General features: G+C 52.0%; 12 protein-coding genes, 1 tRNA gene and 1 pseudogene. 6 read left to right on the top strand and 8 right to left on the bottom strand.

Annotated elements, in window-relative coordinates:
- Positions 1–226: 226 nt before the first annotated feature.
- A complete protein-coding gene (locus tag EJQ19_RS00100) occupies positions 227–1,216 on the bottom strand; it encodes an aldo/keto reductase (protein WP_126139179.1) in 990 nt (329 codons plus the stop codon).
- A gap of 277 nt (positions 1,217–1,493) precedes the next feature.
- On the bottom strand, positions 1,494–3,014 hold the full coding sequence (locus tag EJQ19_RS00105) for an MDR family MFS transporter (protein ID WP_126139180.1): 1,521 nt from the start codon (positions 3,012–3,014) through the stop codon (positions 1,494–1,496).
- Between the two features lie 174 nt (positions 3,015–3,188).
- On the opposite strand from EJQ19_RS00105, the gene EJQ19_RS00110 reads away from it, so the two are divergent.
- The 3 genes from EJQ19_RS00110 (at position 3,189) to EJQ19_RS00120 (ending at position 5,858) form a co-directional block, all read left to right on the top strand.
- Entirely contained in the window at positions 3,189–3,944 is a 756-nt protein-coding gene (locus EJQ19_RS00110; protein ID WP_126139181.1) for a spermidine synthase, read from the top strand.
- Between the two features lie 182 nt (positions 3,945–4,126).
- Positions 4,127–5,683: an ABC-F family ATP-binding cassette domain-containing protein gene (locus EJQ19_RS00115; RefSeq protein ID WP_126139182.1), complete on the top strand. Its 1,557-nt coding sequence runs from the start codon at positions 4,127–4,129 to the stop codon at positions 5,681–5,683.
- 103 nt (positions 5,684–5,786) lie between these two features.
- Positions 5,787–5,858 (top strand) — tRNA-Lys (locus EJQ19_RS00120).
- 307 nt (positions 5,859–6,165) lie between these two features.
- Here EJQ19_RS00120 and EJQ19_RS00125 read toward each other — a convergent pair.
- Complete coding sequence (locus tag EJQ19_RS00125) at positions 6,166–7,044, bottom strand: class I SAM-dependent methyltransferase (protein ID WP_126139183.1); 879 nt, start codon at positions 7,042–7,044, stop codon at positions 6,166–6,168.
- Positions 7,045–7,254: 210 nt separating this feature from the next.
- Here EJQ19_RS00125 and EJQ19_RS00130 point away from each other — a divergent pair, with 210 nt between their 5' ends.
- A complete protein-coding gene (locus EJQ19_RS00130) occupies positions 7,255–7,581 on the top strand; it encodes a DUF5658 family protein (protein WP_126139184.1) in 327 nt (108 codons plus the stop codon).
- Positions 7,582–7,962: 381 nt separating this feature from the next.
- Here EJQ19_RS00130 and EJQ19_RS00135 read toward each other — a convergent pair whose 3' ends face one another.
- Positions 7,963–11,169, bottom strand: a complete 3,207-nt coding sequence (locus EJQ19_RS00135; RefSeq protein WP_126139185.1) for an ATP-binding protein — start codon at positions 11,167–11,169, stop codon at positions 7,963–7,965.
- Between the two features lie 88 nt (positions 11,170–11,257).
- Positions 11,258–12,511: a GGDEF/EAL domain-containing response regulator gene (locus EJQ19_RS00140; RefSeq protein WP_126139186.1), complete on the bottom strand. Its 1,254-nt coding sequence runs from the start codon at positions 12,509–12,511 to the stop codon at positions 11,258–11,260.
- A 260-nt stretch (positions 12,512–12,771) separates the two neighbouring features.
- On the opposite strand from EJQ19_RS00140, the gene EJQ19_RS00145 reads away from it, so the two are divergent.
- Both EJQ19_RS00145 and EJQ19_RS00150 read left to right on the top strand, forming a co-directional pair.
- Positions 12,772–13,482, top strand: coding sequence for a response regulator transcription factor (locus tag EJQ19_RS00145; protein WP_338143311.1), 711 nt, complete (start codon positions 12,772–12,774; stop codon positions 13,480–13,482).
- 164 nt (positions 13,483–13,646) lie between these two features.
- On the top strand, positions 13,647–14,279 hold the full coding sequence (locus EJQ19_RS00150) for a hypothetical protein (protein ID WP_126139188.1): 633 nt from the start codon (positions 13,647–13,649) through the stop codon (positions 14,277–14,279).
- Here EJQ19_RS00150 and cls read toward each other — a convergent pair.
- From cls to EJQ19_RS32980, 3 genes and pseudogenes are all read right to left on the bottom strand, one after another.
- Positions 14,274–15,722, bottom strand: coding sequence for a cardiolipin synthase (gene cls, locus EJQ19_RS00155; RefSeq protein ID WP_206438340.1), 1,449 nt, complete (start codon positions 15,720–15,722; stop codon positions 14,274–14,276). The two genes, EJQ19_RS00150 and cls, sit on opposite strands and share 6 nt — an antisense overlap.
- A 737-nt stretch (positions 15,723–16,459) precedes the next feature.
- On the bottom strand, positions 16,460–16,756 hold the full coding sequence (locus EJQ19_RS00160; RefSeq protein ID WP_126139189.1) for a hypothetical protein: 297 nt from the start codon (positions 16,754–16,756) through the stop codon (positions 16,460–16,462).
- A gap of 32 nt (positions 16,757–16,788) precedes the next feature.
- Positions 16,789–16,977 (bottom strand): annotated as a pseudogene (locus EJQ19_RS32980) (DUF2599 domain-containing protein); the annotation flags it as partial.
- Positions 16,978–17,692: the final 715 nt, after the last annotated feature.

Consider the following 17,692-nt stretch of genomic DNA (forward strand, 5'->3'; position numbering starts at 1 on the left):
GTCTACTTTCTTGACAGAACAGCAAAAAAGACACACACTCCTTAACTGGACAAGCCGTTGCTGACTGCATTTCGAAACTAAACTTTGCTGTCACGCTGAAAAGCCCCCGATCTCAACAGAGATCGAAGGCCTTGATCTATCGGGTCACACGATATCCAGGCTGCGACTCTACGACAAGCAAGCAGCTCTCCCACTTCCATCCTCTCACCCACGGGAGCAGCCCTCTTCACCCGCCCAACACCTGCCACGACGCGTCACCGATCCGCGTGAGCTCAGCTTCGGTCAGCTTGAACTGCATCGCCTTGACATTCTCCTCGGCATGGTGCACCTTGGACGCGCCTGGAATCGCGAACACGGTGTCCCCGTGCGCATGAATCATCCAGTTGAGCGCGATTTGCGTCGGAGAAGCGTCGTAGTACTCAGCCAGCTCCTCCAGTACGTCAATGAGCGGCTTGGACCGCCGAAGCCCTGACGCGCGGAAGGCGGACGACCATTTGCGGGGCCCTGTGATGGCTTTCACGAGCTCAGGACGCTTGTGGAACTTTCCGCTCAAAATCCCCTGCTCCAGCGGGGAATATGCGATGATCGCGATGCCGAGCTCCTTGGCTGCATCGAGAATGCCATTGCGCTCAATTCGGCGGTCCAGCAGGCTGTACTTCACCTGATTGGAGGCGAGCCGCAAGCCATGCTCACGCAGGACGCGGTCGGCTTCGCGCATGCTGGCGGCGGAAAAATTGCTGACGCCGACGTTGCGGATTTTCCCCTGTTTCACAAGCTTTGCCATTTCCGTCATTTCCGCACGCACCGTCGAAAACGAATACGGCTGATGCACCTGGTGCAGCTCGATCGGCCGGTTCTCGAGCAGCCGCAGCCGCTCGTCGATGGTGTGCGAGATGCTGCTGGCTGTACGCAGGATCGGCCACCATTTGGTGGCGACGTGCGCACGTTCGGCCAATGGCCCTGCGTCGCGGAGGGCTTCCGCCAGCATTTGCTCCGACTGGCCGTTGCCGTAAATCTCTGCCGTGTCGAACCAGTTGATGCCGCCGCGCAAGGAGGTTTGCACGATTTTGCCTACATCCGCCTTGCTCAACACCGGCCAAAACTTGCCGACCATCCCATGCCCATTGCTAAATTGCCAACAGCCGAGACCTAGCGGCGAGAGCTCCAGCGTAGAGCTGCCCAGTTGCCGCAAATGCGATTGCCATGTAACCGTCATCCCTTGTCACCGTTCCCTTTACCTGTGGTTGATGCTTATATCCTTAGTATACAACATACAAGCTCAGGTAGAACAATCCTGCTTAGCGTTCTACGTGCAGCTTGGCCGGAAGGGCGGAGATCCGGTTCAAAATTCTCCTCATTCGCCTTCGGAACAAAAAAGATACGCCTCGGCTGTATCGCACACCACCTACGTATTCGGCAAATGCACAATGTCCCTGCCCCTCCGACCCTCTGCACGAAAAAAACCAGCACCCGTCAGGGCACTGGTTCTTATCTTAAGCACTAACTGTCTCACTTGCCGCTGTGCCGTGCTCTTCCTTGTTCGAGCTGAGTACTTCTTTCTTCATAAAGAAGCACACGATAAATGCGACGACCGCAAAGCCGATCCCGATCGCAAAAATATGCTGAAACGCGTCCGTAAACACGGTTTTGATCGAGAGCACCAGATCGGCCGGAAGGCCGCTAGGCAGGCCGCCGTTCTTGATGCTATCCGCCGATCCCGCGGGGAAGCGGTCAGACATTCCCTCAAGCCCGGACGCGATGTTCCGCGACAGCAGGCTGCCGAAAATGCTGAACCCGAGCGTCGTGCCGATCGCCTGGAACAATTGGACGGTGGCGACGCCGACACCGGTGTGTTCTTTGGCCACGGACTCCTGCACGATCAGGTTATCCGAGCCGAACAGGACGCCGATGCCGAGACCCAGAATGAAGCTGGCCACAATGACGTACAGTACCGTCGTATCGACTTGCAGATACGCAAACATGATGTAGCTGGCGATCGGGAAGATGAAGGACACGACAAACAGGTTTTTATAAGCAACCTTGGTAATCAAATTCCCGCACAGCATGCTTGCCGGGATAGCACCCGCCATGAAAGCCAGCGACAAGTAACCGGATGCCGTCGGCGAGATGCCCATGACGATTTGCGCGAAGAACGGGAGGCCGGAAATGCCGCCCATGACGCCCAACATGGTCAGGAATACGATGATCGAGAGTACGACGACCGAGCGATTCCGGAACAAGGCCAATGGAATAATCGGCTCTTTGGCCTTGCGTTCCACTAGAATAAATAATGCCGTTAATAATACGAACGCGGCCAGCAGCGCCACAATGATCGGCGACCCCCACGTATAGCCTTTAACATCGATCAGCACCGGCGCCAGCAGCAGAGAGAACATGGCGAGCACCAGGGTGAAAGCGCCTGCCCAGTCGATTGACCGTTTCTCGTCGCTGCGCGACTCCCGAAGCCCTTTGACCATAATGATGGCGGAGAACACACCGATCGGGATGTTAATCAAGAAAATCCAGTGCCAGTTTAAGTGGCTGACAAAATACCCGCCCAGCGTCGGTCCCAGCAGCTGCGGCAAAATCATCATCGGGCCGATTAAGGCCTGCAGCTTCGCCCGCTGCTCCAGCGCGAAGGTGTCGCCGACGATTAACATGGCTAACGGCATCAGCCCGCCGGCGCCGATCCCCTGCACGCCACGGCCGATCAGCAGCACGGTCATCGAATTCGCAAGGCCGCAGATCACGGACCCCGTCAAGAACAGGACGATGCAGCTTAAATAAATCTTTTTCCGTCCATAAATGTCTGCCAGCTTGCCGAAAATCGGCATAAACATCGTAATCGCCAGCATGTAAATCCCCGCGACCCAGCCGTAGAGCGACAATCCATGCAGCTCACGAATAATGGTCGGCAGCGCAGTGGATACGATCGTCTGGTCCAGCTCCGAGAAAATCAGCCCCAGCAACAGGCCGATCAGTACCAGCGTTTTGTTATTTTCCTGCTTTGTCATAATAGCCTCCTATACGCCATTTCCGTTGATCATATTGAACTCGACATTCCGAGTATAAACCAGACTTCTCCTGCACTCATCAGGCGGCGGTTCCAACCTGAACTCGGTCTCGAGAACGAGACGGCGCACCTGTGGTATACTGCAAACATACTTATTTATCGGAGGCAAGCTGCTATGCGTGAAGTGTTGTTCCATAAGCCCAGTTCCGGCCAAGACATCACCGTCTATGACACCAATGAATGGGACGGGGAAAAAGGGCGCTTTCGCCTCCTGGAATTCGGGGATCAGGCAATGCAGGGCGCGATGGATCTCGCAATCCCGGATCGCGTGCTGTTTGAGTATCCGAGGGCAATCCTTCATTTAATGTCCTTAAATATCCCGAACGATGAGCGGGTGTTCCTCATTGGCCACGGTATCGGCACGATTGCCCGGCAATTGCCTGAAAACCGTTGCACGGTCGCAGAGCTGGAACCGGAAATAGCCGCGATCAGCCGGACATTCTTCGGCTATCCCTACAACAACGTCCTCGTCGGTGACGGCCGCAGGCTGCTCCAGGCCCAAGCGGACGCCTCCCTCGGCGGCCTCGTGCTCGATGCCTTCACCGCGAAAGGCACACCATCGCACCTGACGTCGCTGGAGTTTTTTGAAGAAGCGCGTGCGAAGTTGTCCCCGGAAGGCGCGATGCTCATCAACTTGATGGGCCGAGGCAAGCAGGACCCTGGGCTGTGTGCGGTCGGAACGACGCTTGAGGCTGTTTTTCCATATGTGGTGGCGTTCATCCTGCCCTCAGAGGACAAGCGCGCAAGCATAAGTCGTCACAACGTCCTTCTCGCCGCTGCCGCTCATCCCTTACATTGCGAACCGCGCAGCATGGCAGGTTTCATCGAAACGAAGCTCGAGATGGGCTACGTGATCCGGGACGGGAAATAGGCTCTCTCTTTTGGCCCACGAGCTGTCATTGGGGATTGTAACAAAGTGTCGCCTGCGCCTCAACACCAGAAAATCGTTATACTTAAACTTTACTGGACACTGTTTAATTTAGGGAGTTGTTTGGTTAAGGCCGTTTATAATAAAATACATGTAGGAAAATGTATAAGGAAAAGGTGTCATTCATGAGCATATTAAATGTAGAACGACTTAGTCACGGCTTTGGAGATCGTGCGATCTTCAACGATGTATCCTTCCGCCTGCTGAAAGGCGAGCACATCGGGCTGATTGGCGCGAACGGCGAAGGCAAATCGACCTTCATGAACATTATTACCGGGAAGCTGCAACCGGACGACGGGAAAGTGGAATGGTCCAAGCGCATGCGCGTCGGTTACCTGGATCAACATGCGGTGTTGACGAAAGGCATGACCATCCGCGACGTGCTGAAAAGCGCATTCAAATATTTGTTCGACATGGAACAAGAAATGAACGACATGTACGGCCGCATGGGCGAAGTCTCGCCAGAAGAGCTGGATCGCCTGCTCGAGGACGTGGGCACGATTCAGGATACTCTGACGAATCAGGATTTTTACATGATCGATGCCAAAGTCGAAGAAACAGCGCGCGGTCTGGGCCTCACCGACATCGGGCTGGACAAGGACGTTCACGATCTGAGCGGCGGGCAGCGGACGAAGGTTTTGCTGGCGAAGCTGCTGCTTGAGAAACCGGACATCCTCCTCCTCGACGAGCCTACCAACTATCTTGACGAAGTGCATATCGAGTGGCTCAAGCGCTATCTGCAAGGGTATGAGAATGCGTTCATTCTGATTTCCCACGACATCCCGTTCCTGAACAGCGTCGTCAACCTGATTTACCACATGGAAAATCAAGAGCTGAACCGCTATGTCGGCGATTACAATCACTTCCTAGAAGTGCATGAAATGAAAAAAGCGCAGCTGGAATCCGCCTACAAGCGTCAGCAGCAGGAAATTGCGGACCTGAAGGACTTCGTTGCCCGCAACAAAGCGAGCGTCGCGACGCGCAACATGGCGATGTCCAGACAGAAGAAGCTCGACAAGATGGATGTCATCGAGCTGGCGAAGGAGAAACCGAAGCCGCAGTTCAACTTTAAGGAAGGACGTACGTCCGGCAAGTTGATTTTTGAAACGAAAGATCTCGTCATCGGCTACGACAGCCCGCTGTCCCGTCCGCTGGATCTGCGCATGGAACGCGGCCAGAAAATAGCCCTCGTCGGCGCCAACGGCATCGGGAAAACGACGCTCTTGCGCAGCATCCTCGGCGAGATCCCGGCGATCTCCGGCTCCGTGCAAAGAGGCGAAAACCAGCAGGTTGGCTACTTCCAGCAGGAAATCAAAGACTCGAATAACAACACTTGTATTGAAGAAGTGTGGAACGAGTTTCCTTCCCTGTCGCAGTTCGAAGTGCGCGCAGCGCTTGCCAAATGCGGTCTGACGACCAAGCATATCGAGAGCAAAATCGTCGTCCTGAGCGGCGGCGAAAAAGCGAAAGTCCGCCTGTGCAAGCTGATCAACCGCGAGACGAACCTGCTCGTGCTCGACGAGCCTACGAACCATCTGGACGTTGATGCGAAGGACGAACTGAAACGCGCTCTGAAAGCTTACAAAGGCAGCATTCTGCTGATCTCCCACGAACCGGAATTCTATCGCGATGTCGTGACGGATACTTGGAACTGCGAGACGTGGACAACGAAAGTATTCTAGCAACGGTAAGGCTTGTCCTTCGCACCGCTATGGTGCGGTGGGCAGGCTTTTTTTGACGTAAACGTTGACCCTGCCTGACCTGCGTGGTAGAATAAGTCTATTCAGGTCCGTAGCTCAATGGCAGAGCAACCGGCTCTTAACCGGTAGGTTGTGGGTTCGACCCCCACCGGGCCTATCTGAATGCAGAATGACGCTTCCCTTGTTAGGGGAGCGTTTTTTTCATATCAACGGGGAGAGGATCCCCCCTCAATTGCGGCCCGATAGGCGCGCGGCGGCGGTTTAGGTGAAAATAAGAGTGGCAAACCACTCTTATTTCGTTGTGACTGTGCGCTTGCCAGCAAATAGATGCGGTCGACCGCTTCGTGGTCACTGTGATCGCCAGACTCACCGGATCGTCCACCAAAAAGCGCAGCCATGCGGCTTAGCAACAAAAAGGCAGCCCGAGACAGTACAACCACCCGTCTTGAGCTGCCTTCAATCATCTACCGTTCGACCACACCGGTCGTAATTTTCATCGTTGCGGCATACGTCAGGGGAACGTCGCGTTGGAAGATTTTGGACGAGTAAGCCTCCGATTTATAGGCTGCGTGAGCCTCTTCGTGCGAGACACCCCGGCGAACTAAATTGGCGACGAACGCCTCTTCTTCTCCTGGATCGGCCCCGAATCCGTCTTCTTTTATCGCGTCATACAGGTCCTCCGCCTCCCCGGTTATCGCATCAGGATCCCGCACATTCACCTTGTCGCTGACTCTGCACTCAATGCGCTTCACACCTAACTGGCTCAGGTAAACAGGCAGCTTCATGCCGATGTTCCCGTCCTTCCCGCAGCGCTCCGCGTCTCGTTCGAACAGTTTCTGGAGCACGCCCATCTGAACAAAGTCCGAGTGCCTATGGCCATCGACGTAATAATTCGCCATTGTGGATATCCAGTGCGGTTCAAAACAGATGATCCGCCCTCCATTCGGCAAGCAGCCGATCATCTTGCGGAGGATGTCCTTCGGCTGCTCCATGTGTAAGAGAAAGGCATGGCAGACAGCGAGATCGTACGTTTCTTCCAGCTCCAGCTCCCGAATATCCCCTAAGATAAAATGGGTCGGATACGGCGCCTCCCGAAAAATCGTCTCCGCATGCGCAATTAATTGGCGGCCAGCATCTATACCCGTATAGACCGAGCCTTCCGGCATGAGCGGCATCAGCTTGGTCCCTAAGTAGCCGTAACCGCAGCCAAAATCGACGATACGAACCGGAGCATTGATCTTCCAGACGCTTCTCACAAGAAACTCCAAGTAATCATCATTGTAATACAGCTCTCTGGTCTTGCTTAAATACGCGATCTTGCTGTCCCACTCATATTCTCCCATGCAGTGCTCCTTTCAACTGTATCTCAATTCTTTTCAGCAGCACCCCATTGTACGCTTCCTCTTCCCAATTGTTTCTCTAGCAGGGTAAGGAATTTATGCTGAATTAGACATGTCGCCCAAATATTTGATACAATATGTATCAACATCAATAATGACACTCCTGCCTCCATCTGCCTGTATTCGGAACAATGGAAAGTGAGGATGCGTGCTATGACCATGCTGTTGAAAAATAAAATCCTGCTATGCCTCCTGCTCCTCTGCCTAAGTGACGCCCTGTTTACGGATATGGGACTGAAGCTCCGGTTTATCGAGGAAATGAACCCACTGATCCGCTCCATCTATGAGTGGCATGTAGCTGGGTATTACGCGATCAAGCTCGTGTTCCCGCTAGCCCTCATGATCATTCACCCCAGAATTCGGCAAAAAACATGGGTTCACCCCGCCCTGCTCCTAACGGTCATTCTCTACGGGGCGGTCAATGTTTACCATGTCGTCTGGATATCGATGGCATTCAATCATTTGGCGGCGCATGGGTAGGGGATTATGGCTGCCGCGTTAGGGCTGCCAGGGTAGGGTATGGCTGCCATGTCTACTGTGTCTAACGGTTGCCATTACGCCTATTTGACTCAAATCGCTTGATTGTTGAAGCTAACGGTTCCCATGGCGCTTATTTCCCCAAATCCCCGTCCAAACTTGGGCATTTCGCCTAAATAGCCTCCACAGCGACCGTTAGCCTGACGGGATACCGCTTATTCATTGGAATAAGCGCGCTGGTAACCGTTAACCCGCGAGTCCCCCGCCGTCCCAACATAAAAACCCCGCGCCACAGGCAATCTGCGACGCGGGTTCTATGCGGGGCTATAAGCAATATGCAATTGGTGTCCTAGCCTACTCCTACTCCTACTCCTACTCCTACTCCTACTCCTTCGCCGCCGCTACCCGCGCATGTCCGCCGACGATGACGTCGATCGCCTGCTGCACGCGCGCAGCTTGAGCGAGGCACGCCTCCATCTGGATGCCGCCCGCCAACTCCCGCTCCAGCATCAGCACTTCCGCGACAAGCTCCTTCGCGTAGAAGTTGCCGGCTACGCCTTTCAGCGTGTGCACCTTCCGACGAGCGGAGACCAGGTCCTGCTCGACGAGAAACGGCAGCAACTGCTCGGCAAAATCAGCGTAATCCTGTCTGAATTTCTCCAACAGGTATTCGATGATATGTACTTTGTGATCCAGGCTGCGCAGCATCTCCGCGCCGCCGATGCCCGGCGTCTCGGTCAGCCAGCTCAAATCCCGCCACTTATCCAGCATCGCGGCCACCTGCTCCGCTGTTACCGGCTTCGTCAGCACGTCGTTGATGCCCAGCTTAAGCAGTTGCAGCCGGTCCTGCATCAACACGTTGGCGGTGAGCGCGACGATCGGGACACGGTTCATCGCTTTGCGCTGCCTCAGCTTCTGTGTCGCTTCATAGCCATCCATCACCGGCATATGAATGTCCATCAGAATCATGCGCCAGGCTTGCGTCTCCGCAAGCGCTAGCACTTCCTCCCCGTTGCACGCCATGACAACGTCGTAGCCCAAACTCTCCAACAGCTTGGAAATGACCAGCTGATTGATCTCGTTGTCTTCCGCGACCAGCACGCTGCCCTTTGACACCGCTGCCGGCTTCTCGGTCTGTGCCGGCTCCCGTTCCACGAACGGCCTCGCCTCGGGCAGCGGCACAGCCGCCAGCGCCGCCAGCGTCCGCTGCAGCATCCATCGGCCGGCCGGCTTGAGCAGCACCGCATCCGCTTGCCGCTCAGCGGGCTCTTCGAGCAGCCACTCCCGGCCTTCCAGCGTCGTATACGCGACGATAAACGTCCGCGAGCGGTCAATTGCTTGCAGCATGGCCGTCCAGCGGTCCTCGTTCATCTCGTGCAGATCAAGCAGCACATAATCCGGGTAGGAGCCGCTGATTTCATCTTCCGCATGCAGAGCTAGCAGCGCTTGCACATCCGCTGCAAGCTCCGCCTGCACCTGCAAAGAGGCCGCCATCTCCGCCAAATGTCCTGCCGTCACTTCCACTGGCGACGCTATGCGCAGCCGCCTTCCGGCCAGTGGCACCCCGTCTAAAGCCGGCAGCTTCTCCTGCGGCGCTTTTGCCTTCTCCAGCAGCAGACTGAACGAGAAGCAGCTGCCCACCCCCGGCGCCGTCTCGACCCGGAGCATCCCGCCCATCGACTGCACGAGATGCTGGCAGATGACAAGCCCTAAGCCGGTTCCGCCGTACTTGCGGCTTGTCGAGGTGTCCGCTTGCGAGAACGGCATGAACAGCCGGGCAAGCTCCTCTTTAGCAATCCCGATGCCGGTATCTTCCATAGCAAACCGTACGATATACCCCTCCGGCAGCTCTTCCTCCAGCGACACGCGCAGCCGCAGATGCCCCTTCTCCGTGAACTTGACCGCATTGTTCGCCAGGTTCGTCAGCACCTGCTCCAGACGAAACGGGTCGCCGCTAACCGGCGCGGACAGATTGACCGGCGTATCGAACAAGAACGGAAGCCGGTTCTTATCCAGCATGACGCTGACGAGGTCCGCCACCTTTTGCAGCGAGGCTTCCAAGGAGAAGTCGACCTTCTCCACAGGCATTTTGCCCGCCTCCAGCTTCGAAAAGTCCAAAATATCATTAATCGTCGCAAGCAGCACCTGCGAGGACGTGTCGATTTTGCCCAAATAATCCTGCTGAAGCGCTGTCAACTCAGTCCGCTGCAGGAGAAGCGAAAGTCCCATGATGCCGTTCAGCGGCGTTCGAATCTCGTGGCTCATTCTCGCCAGGAATTCCATTTTGGCCCGATTGGATTGGTCGACCTCCTCGCGTCTTTTCAATTCCGTCACATCGTGAATCGTACAGGTCATCCCTTCAACTTCCCGCCCCCCTTCTCCAAATAAAGGAGACAACGTCACATTGTAGGCACGCCTAGTTTGATCGGGATCCAGTAAATGAACGCTGAACTGCTTCGTGCACCGCTCCAAAATGGCGCTTTCGAACATGCTCTCCCACAGCTCGGGAGGGTCCATTCGGACCAGCATCGTCAACGGTTGACCGATGGCCTGCTCTTCCGTAAACCCATATGTTCGATAAAACTTACTGTTGACCGCAGCCAATGTGCCGTCAAGTTCAAAACGGCATATAAAATCCTCGGAATTCTCCACTAACGTTCTGTACTGCTCGTCTCTAGCGTGCATGCTGATCTGGGCCGCCCGGTGCTCCGTCACATCACAGGCAGAACCAATCAGCTCGCTCACCGTCCCATCATGATTCACAGGCTGAAGGCTTACCAGAATGGTGTGCCCGTTGATGTCATACTCATACATCAGCCGCTGTTCGCCGTGCCACACTTTTTCATAATTGGCGGCCAGCTTTTCTGCAAGCGTTTTCGAAAAAACGGTGACTTCACGAACGCTTTTGCCAGTAAAATCCGCTGACTTCCAACCCAATTGCGCCAGCAGCTGCCCTTCCACCAAGGCATAGATAAACTCGTCCTTCGGTTTGATCACCTTGAACGAAAACCCCGACTGGAACCGGAGCATATCCTGCAGTTCCTGCTCCACCAGTTGAAGCTGCCGTTTATACTGTTGGTCCTGGTAAAAAAACTTTAGAAACAACGCCACGACAACGGCGCACATCATTTGATAGCAGGAATAGGGAATGAGCGTATCCAAGCTAGGTCGGTATACAACCAAGATGCTCAAACCGTAAATAATCAAATAACTAAGCGCACCATAAAGCCATCTCAGCCACGGCTCCCGCACCCGCATTTTGGCCAGCACGAGCGCGGCAACCGCTGCAGCACCGATGGCGATGCTCATCTGCATTAACGTTAACGAGCCGCCCAGCACGAATCTGCCGAGCAGCATGCTGGCCAGTGTCAGCGCGAATGAGAAGCAACCGCCCACGTACATCGACAGCAGCAGTCCAATGCCGCGCAGGTTCAGACTAAGCCCCGGGGCAAGCTGCGTGCTGAACTGACCGATCAATACACAAAGCGCGCCGTGCGCAAGCCCAACATAAAGCTTGAATGACCAGGTGGATTTCTGCTTGAGTTTTTTATATAGAAACAACCGCTCTACAAAAAGTACAAAAAAAGTCATGATGACCACATTGATTAAAAAGTCACGCAGCAGAAGAATCACTCCATTATCTTTACATCATCCAAAGCGCTAGCATACCGAGGCCCGATTAGCTCAAATGTACCAGCATATTTTCAATCTGTTGGAATTCGACCGGTCTGCTGAAATAATAGCCCTGTACGTAACGGCAGCCGTATTCCCTTAAAATGTTTAATTCTTCCTCCGTCTCCACGCCCTCGGCCACGACCGCCAGCCCCAAGTGCTGGGCCATCGTGATCATCGTTTGCACAATGACAGCATTGACGTGTCTATGCTTCAGCCCCTTGATGAAGGACTGGTCAATTTTCATTTTATCGATGGGAAAATCACGCAAATATCCGAACGAACTGTAGCCCGTACCGAAATCGTCCATCGCGATGCGAACGCCCAATCGCTTCAAGCTTGCCAGCGCACCCTCGGCCAGCTTCGCGTCCATACTGAGGCTCTCCGTAATCTCCAGCTCCAAATATCCTGGCTGAAGTCCCGTTTCACGAAGAATGTCCTCAATCATCCCGCTGAGGCGCGGGTCATTGAATTGGCAGCGCGACACGTTCACAGCCACGAAGATGGCTGGGAGCCCAGCGTCCTGCCATAGTTTATTTTGGAGGCATGCTTCACGCAGCACCCACTCGCCGATGTCGTGAATGACGCCGGTCTCCTCCGCAATCGGAATAAATTCCGATGGAGAGACTTCGCCCAGTTCGGCGTTATGCCAGCGGATCAAGCACTCGAGCCCGACCATCAACGAAGTGTTTAAATCAACCACAGGTTGATAGACAATACGAAGTTCCCCCTGCAGAATCGCTTTGCGCAGTTGAAATTCGATGGCCATTCGTCGTTGAAACCGCTGCTCCTCCTGAAACTTCGCTAGATTTCGCTCTGCCGATTCGCCGCTGGCTTGATGCACGCTCTTCATGCCTTGCTGAACGGCCACTTTGCAGCGCTCCAGGAAATAGTCGTTCATCCCGCGTCCGCCCCGCTCCTCCAGCATCTCCTTATGGAAATAATCCGCTGCGCCCAGCCGCATTGCTTGAATCGTAGGCATGGACGCCTCTGAGGCGAGTGTACAAAGCACCACGACCGGAGTAGGTCTATGATCCATAATCAATTGAAGCACGGGCAGCGCCCTCCCGCCTAACAGCTCCATATCCAAAATGATCAAATCCGGACGCATCCGCCAGATTTCCTCCAGTACCGAACTGCCGTGCGCCGAAATGCCTACGAGTTGAAACTGTCGATCCGTCCCCAGAATAGTCGTCATGACCCCTTGAACTTGTTCAGAGTCACTGATGACTAGCACTCCATACCTGTCTATCAGGCTCATGCATCCGCCACCTTTTCGCGCAAATTCTCTATGTACACCAGTATACCTTCCACTTATTAGGTAACTTGCCAACTCGGCATGAATTTCCCGGGGAAATTTCACTAATATTTTGCTAATATTTTTTCTATATAAAGTCGTTTAAAATGATTTACACTTAAATTTCGACATCGTATAATATAAATATTAGTAAATTATTAGCGCCAGAGCTCCCTCTTCAGGATTATTAAGTAGGACTAGACTATGCGTTTGTTAGGGGGACAATGACATTGGACAAGATATTATTAATTGAAGATGACGATATCATTGGCGAAATGATTTGCATGTACTTAACCGAAGAAGGGTTCTTGGTTCATCGCTGTCTGAACGGTCAGGAAGGAATGAGTGCGCTTTCAGAATTTAATCCGGATCTGATTTTGCTAGATTTGGTATTGCCGGATTATGAAGGAACGGAGCTCTGCAACACATTAAGAAGCTTGACGCCGGTTCCCATCATTATTATTTCCTCCAATTCCAAGGTCAGCGAGAAAATTGAAGCGTTTACTGTAGGTGCCGATGATTACCTCTGCAAGCCGTTCTCCATGCATGAAATGAAAGCTCGCATTGGGGTGCTGCTGCGCCGCTTTAAGCGCGAGCTGCCAGCCCGCCAGGAAGCTGCGCCGGCCCGCCAGGAAATTACCGTGCCTCCGGCTGAACTGGAAATTAACGTCGAGAAGCGGACGCTGCATGTGCGCGGCGAGTCGATCGAGATGACGTTCTCCGAGTTCGAGCTCATTCGTCTGTTGATAGAGCACCCGGAACGGGTATATCGGCGCGAGGATTTAATTAATGCGCTGCGTGGATTTGACTCGTATATCAACGAACGGTCCATTGACGTACATATTACGAATTTACGGAGAAAAATTGAAGTCAACCCGAAGGAACCACGGTATATCAAGACCGTCTGGGGTGTGGGCTACAAATTTGTGATTTAACATAGGTGTCCAAAAGCCCAGTCCATATGGATTGGGTTTTTTGAGGCAATTTTTAATTTAAAATTTAGAAAAAATTGGTTGACCTTCCACAATTCCTCCTATAAGATATTGAGTCTGAGCACTGTTTTGCAAGCAGCGCCGACCATAGACATAGGTGAGGGACGATGATGCAAACCGATAAGATCGTGATTGAATTAAGCGAGCTCCTTGCACAGGAACGCGCGAAATCTGGGCGTAGCGAAGACGTTTCCCATCATTTACGAAGCGCTTATCGCACGATGTACCAGAAAGAAGAAACCGAGCTCGTCAAGCAAGCCATCGCCGCCATGAAACTCCCCCGCGAACTCGATGTCATACATGCCGGAGACAACAGTATTCAGATTTTCACCGTGAACAACGACACGCCTTACTATATTTCAAGCGGGCTCTCCGACCTGAATCAGCAATTCGATCTGCTCCAAGCTCCGCATCATCGCCAAATCGCAACCTGCATTAAGTGGCTGTCCTGCCGTTTTCCAACCAGCCTCGGCTCCTTTGTTTTTATAGGCAAGACGTCCTTTCTACTCCGTCATTCCCAAATAGAGTTGGAAGAGGGGCTGTACTGCCTACGCCATGATTTTATTCCATTTGCGCAGAAGATCGCCCTCCAGCCCTTGGAGGAGCTGGAAGCCAACTCCCCTTTCAGTCCGGCCTGGATGCGCGGTTCGCTCGCGTCAAACTGCATCGTCCTGGCAGCGCTCATCAAGTCCGGCGCGCCAAGATTCATGCCCTACGGTCCGGCCCCGCAGCAGCTATAAAATCGGCGAGAGCAGTCTCGCCGCCGACTCGCACAAACGCAGCCACCAGCTGCGTCTGTAAATTTGATTGAACGGTACAGAAGCCTCTTCATCGCGGCCGAAGCTTCTCTCAAGCTCCCGGCTCTTCACTTCGCTGTACAAGATAGCCGTAACTTCAAAATTGAGCGAAAAGCTGCGGTTATCGAGATTCGCCGTCCCCACCGAGGCCATGCGGCCGTCGATGACCACCGTTTTGGCATGAAGAAAGCCGTTTCTGTAGAGGTAGCCCGTCGCTCCCGACTCCACCACTTCCGCCAGATAAGACTTGGTCGCCAACTGCACCAGCCTGTGATCGCTTTTGTACGGTACCATGATACGGACATCGACACCCGAGGCAGCCGCGATTTTGAGCGCTGTCAGCATGCTCTCGTCCGGTACGAAATACGGCGTTTGGATGTAGATGCTTTTGCGCGCGGCGTAGATCATCTTCGTAAGCGCATTGCGGATGTGAAGCACGTCCGAATCGGGCCCGCTGGCGACGATCTGTACCGCTGTACTTCCCAGTCCTGGCTCATCGGGAAACAACCCTGGCTCCTGTTGAATCGAACGCTTCGCGGCAATGCTCCAATCGAGCACAAACTGATGCTGAAGCTGCAGCACGCTTCCGCCTGCCAGCATGAGGTGCGTATCGCGCCAATAGCCGAAATCAGGGTTCTGCCCGAGATACTCCACACCAATGTTGAATCCTCCGATAAAACCAACGCGCCCGTCGATGATGGCGATTTTGCGGTGATTGCGGAAATTCATCCGGAAATTGATCCAAGGCACGACCGGCGGAAAAAAAGATGCCGTCTCTCCGCCCGCCTTGCGCAGCGGCCGAAAGAATCGTTTGGCGGTGCTGGAGGTGCCCAAGGAATCGTAAATGACCCGCACCTTGACGCCTTGGCGGGCCTTCTCCGTAAGGGCCTCCAGCAGTTGACGCCCCAGCGCATCGCGGCTGAACTTGTAGTACAGCAGATGAATATGCGACTTCGCCTCTGCGATGTGCTGGAACAGTTTGTCGAACTTGGCTGCGCCGTCTTCGAGCAGCGTCACGTCGTTATCGCGCGTCAGCAGCGCACCGTTGCCCTGCAGATTCAGCCGAATGAGCTGAAGCTGATCGTGGTGAAGCTTACTTGCCGCGAGCACCTCCTGCTGGCTGAGCAGCGATTGCTGCCGGCGGATTTGCAGACGGAGACGGGTGCTCTTTTTAAGCTTGTAAATTTTGCGCCTCGTGAGGCTTTGACCTAGGAAGATATAGAGGAGGATGCCAAGCACAGGGAAAAAGATCAGCACAAGCAGCCATGCCCAAGTAATGCTCGCTTGGCGTCGCTCGAGAAACACAACGATCAAGGCAAACACGATATTGATAGCGGATATCCAATCGAACATGGAAAGCCCTGGGAGAAAAAGATGAACAGGCATGAAGACCGATCCCTCGCTTGTCAGGATGCAAAGTGCGCTGAGCAACCCCCTTTAGGGGCAGGTGATGAGCTTAGGGTGCCCAGCGGGATGGAAATTATTAGTATTGTACATGAGCCTCTATACGCGACTCTCTATACACGCATGCATTCCTCGGCAGATGATTGATGCACCAGACAACTAGCTGGGCTCTCCGGTATTCCAGGAATCCTGAACACTCTGCAGCCGCCGCTGAACGGCTGAAATGAGTAAACCGAATGAGGTTGTATCACTTTGCAGAGAAGCATTGTTCGATTGAATACTGGCTATATCGCTATTCATAGTTGCAAAGTCGCTGTAAACTGTTGCTAATTGGCTGGAATCAATTGGTTGTACTGCAGCGTCTGCTTTCAACTGCTTATAGTAGGTATTGTACTGTATGAGGTATCGCCAACAAAACGCGTTAAACGTACGCTAAGCGAAAATATCTTAAACAAGCTGGAGGTTCCATACGCTAAGGAAATCCGGCTTGTTTATGCAAGCGCTATGGGGATATAGATATATTATCAGATCTGCTCCGGAGTATTCTACTCTTAACCAAAATCGGAAGAGCGGCAGCCATGACGAGAACAAGTCATGGACTACCGCTCTACTCTCTATCGAATTTGTTCAAAATCTTTGTTCCATTGGTCAATAGAATGTAAACACAAATTGAGTCGTTTGAACCATTGGTTACTTAACACTTCACCTGTCACTTACAATCATGAACGTTTTTTATAAAAATAAGCAACAATATTAATTATGGACAGTAATGCTATTATAATGAACATATAAACGGAAACAGGATCGCCACCCATTGATAGTTCGTCAGCAAAAATGCCAATTTGATAAGTCATATAAATAGAGGCGATTAAACTAATTAATGAAATAGCTGTTATTACAAATCCATTAAATAATTCTAATCTATTCTTTTTAAAAATAATATTTACTAGTAAAATTGTTAGAATAATAACAAGGGAAATATAAATTGGTCTGAAGTAATCAAATATCTCGTGCATTCATTTTTCTCCTACATCCTTTACAGATTATTTTAATCCCATATACCCGATCCAGGGTTACATGCATTAAGTTCAGTCTCAATAAAACTTACGTCAGGTCTTGATGGTTCAATATTCCAAGGATTTTTAGATGCAGCATGGTAAACATGACACATAAATTGATCTTCCAATCCGCCTGGATTACTCCAATTCGGACTCCCACTATGAACAGCTACAACTTTATCCCAAGCGTCTACGCCTCTTACACCAGTATCCCATGAGTTGGCCCTTCATAAAAATAATTGGTATGAGTTAAACTTAAAGATATTGGATAAGTACCACCTCGATTTATCCATGCAAAACTATCGAAATAAGTTGAATAATAAGTAGTTTCTGTTGTTAACTGGATTGCATATGGTTCAGTGCTACTAGTACCTTTTACATTTAGTTTCAAAGTATTAGCATCGATACTTGTAATTAAATCTTCTGTATTTTGTTTATCAACAAAATTAACAGAAAATATTCCAATAGATCTACCATTTTTATTATATATATTTCCTACATTACTCGTATTTCCCTCTTCATTTTTATATAATTTTAAGTATTCTCCGTTTTTAGATTCAAATGGAATTTCAATAATAGTGTCATCAGCAGAAGAAATAACTTTAAAAGTGTGCTTTTTTGTGCTTTTATCTTTTGTTTGCTGATAATCGAATAACTGTGCTGTTTCAGTTTTAACTTTAGGTGTTAAAACTTGAATGCTATTTTCTTGCTCAATATTTACATTTTGTACATTCTTTGATGGCTCAGGATGAGCTGTAACATCCGAAGCAGAAACCGAGAATGGAAGTGCAGTGACAACAGTCAGGGATAGTCCTAACAGAATTGCATAGATAGTTAACCTCCGATACTAATAGATTTAGACTGCGAATTAATTTTTAAAGTTCTTATTAAATG

Origin of the sequence: Paenibacillus whitsoniae (genome assembly GCF_003955665.1) — a bacterium.
Classification (GTDB): Bacteria; Bacillota; Bacilli; order Paenibacillales; family NBRC-103111; genus Paenibacillus_E; species Paenibacillus_E whitsoniae.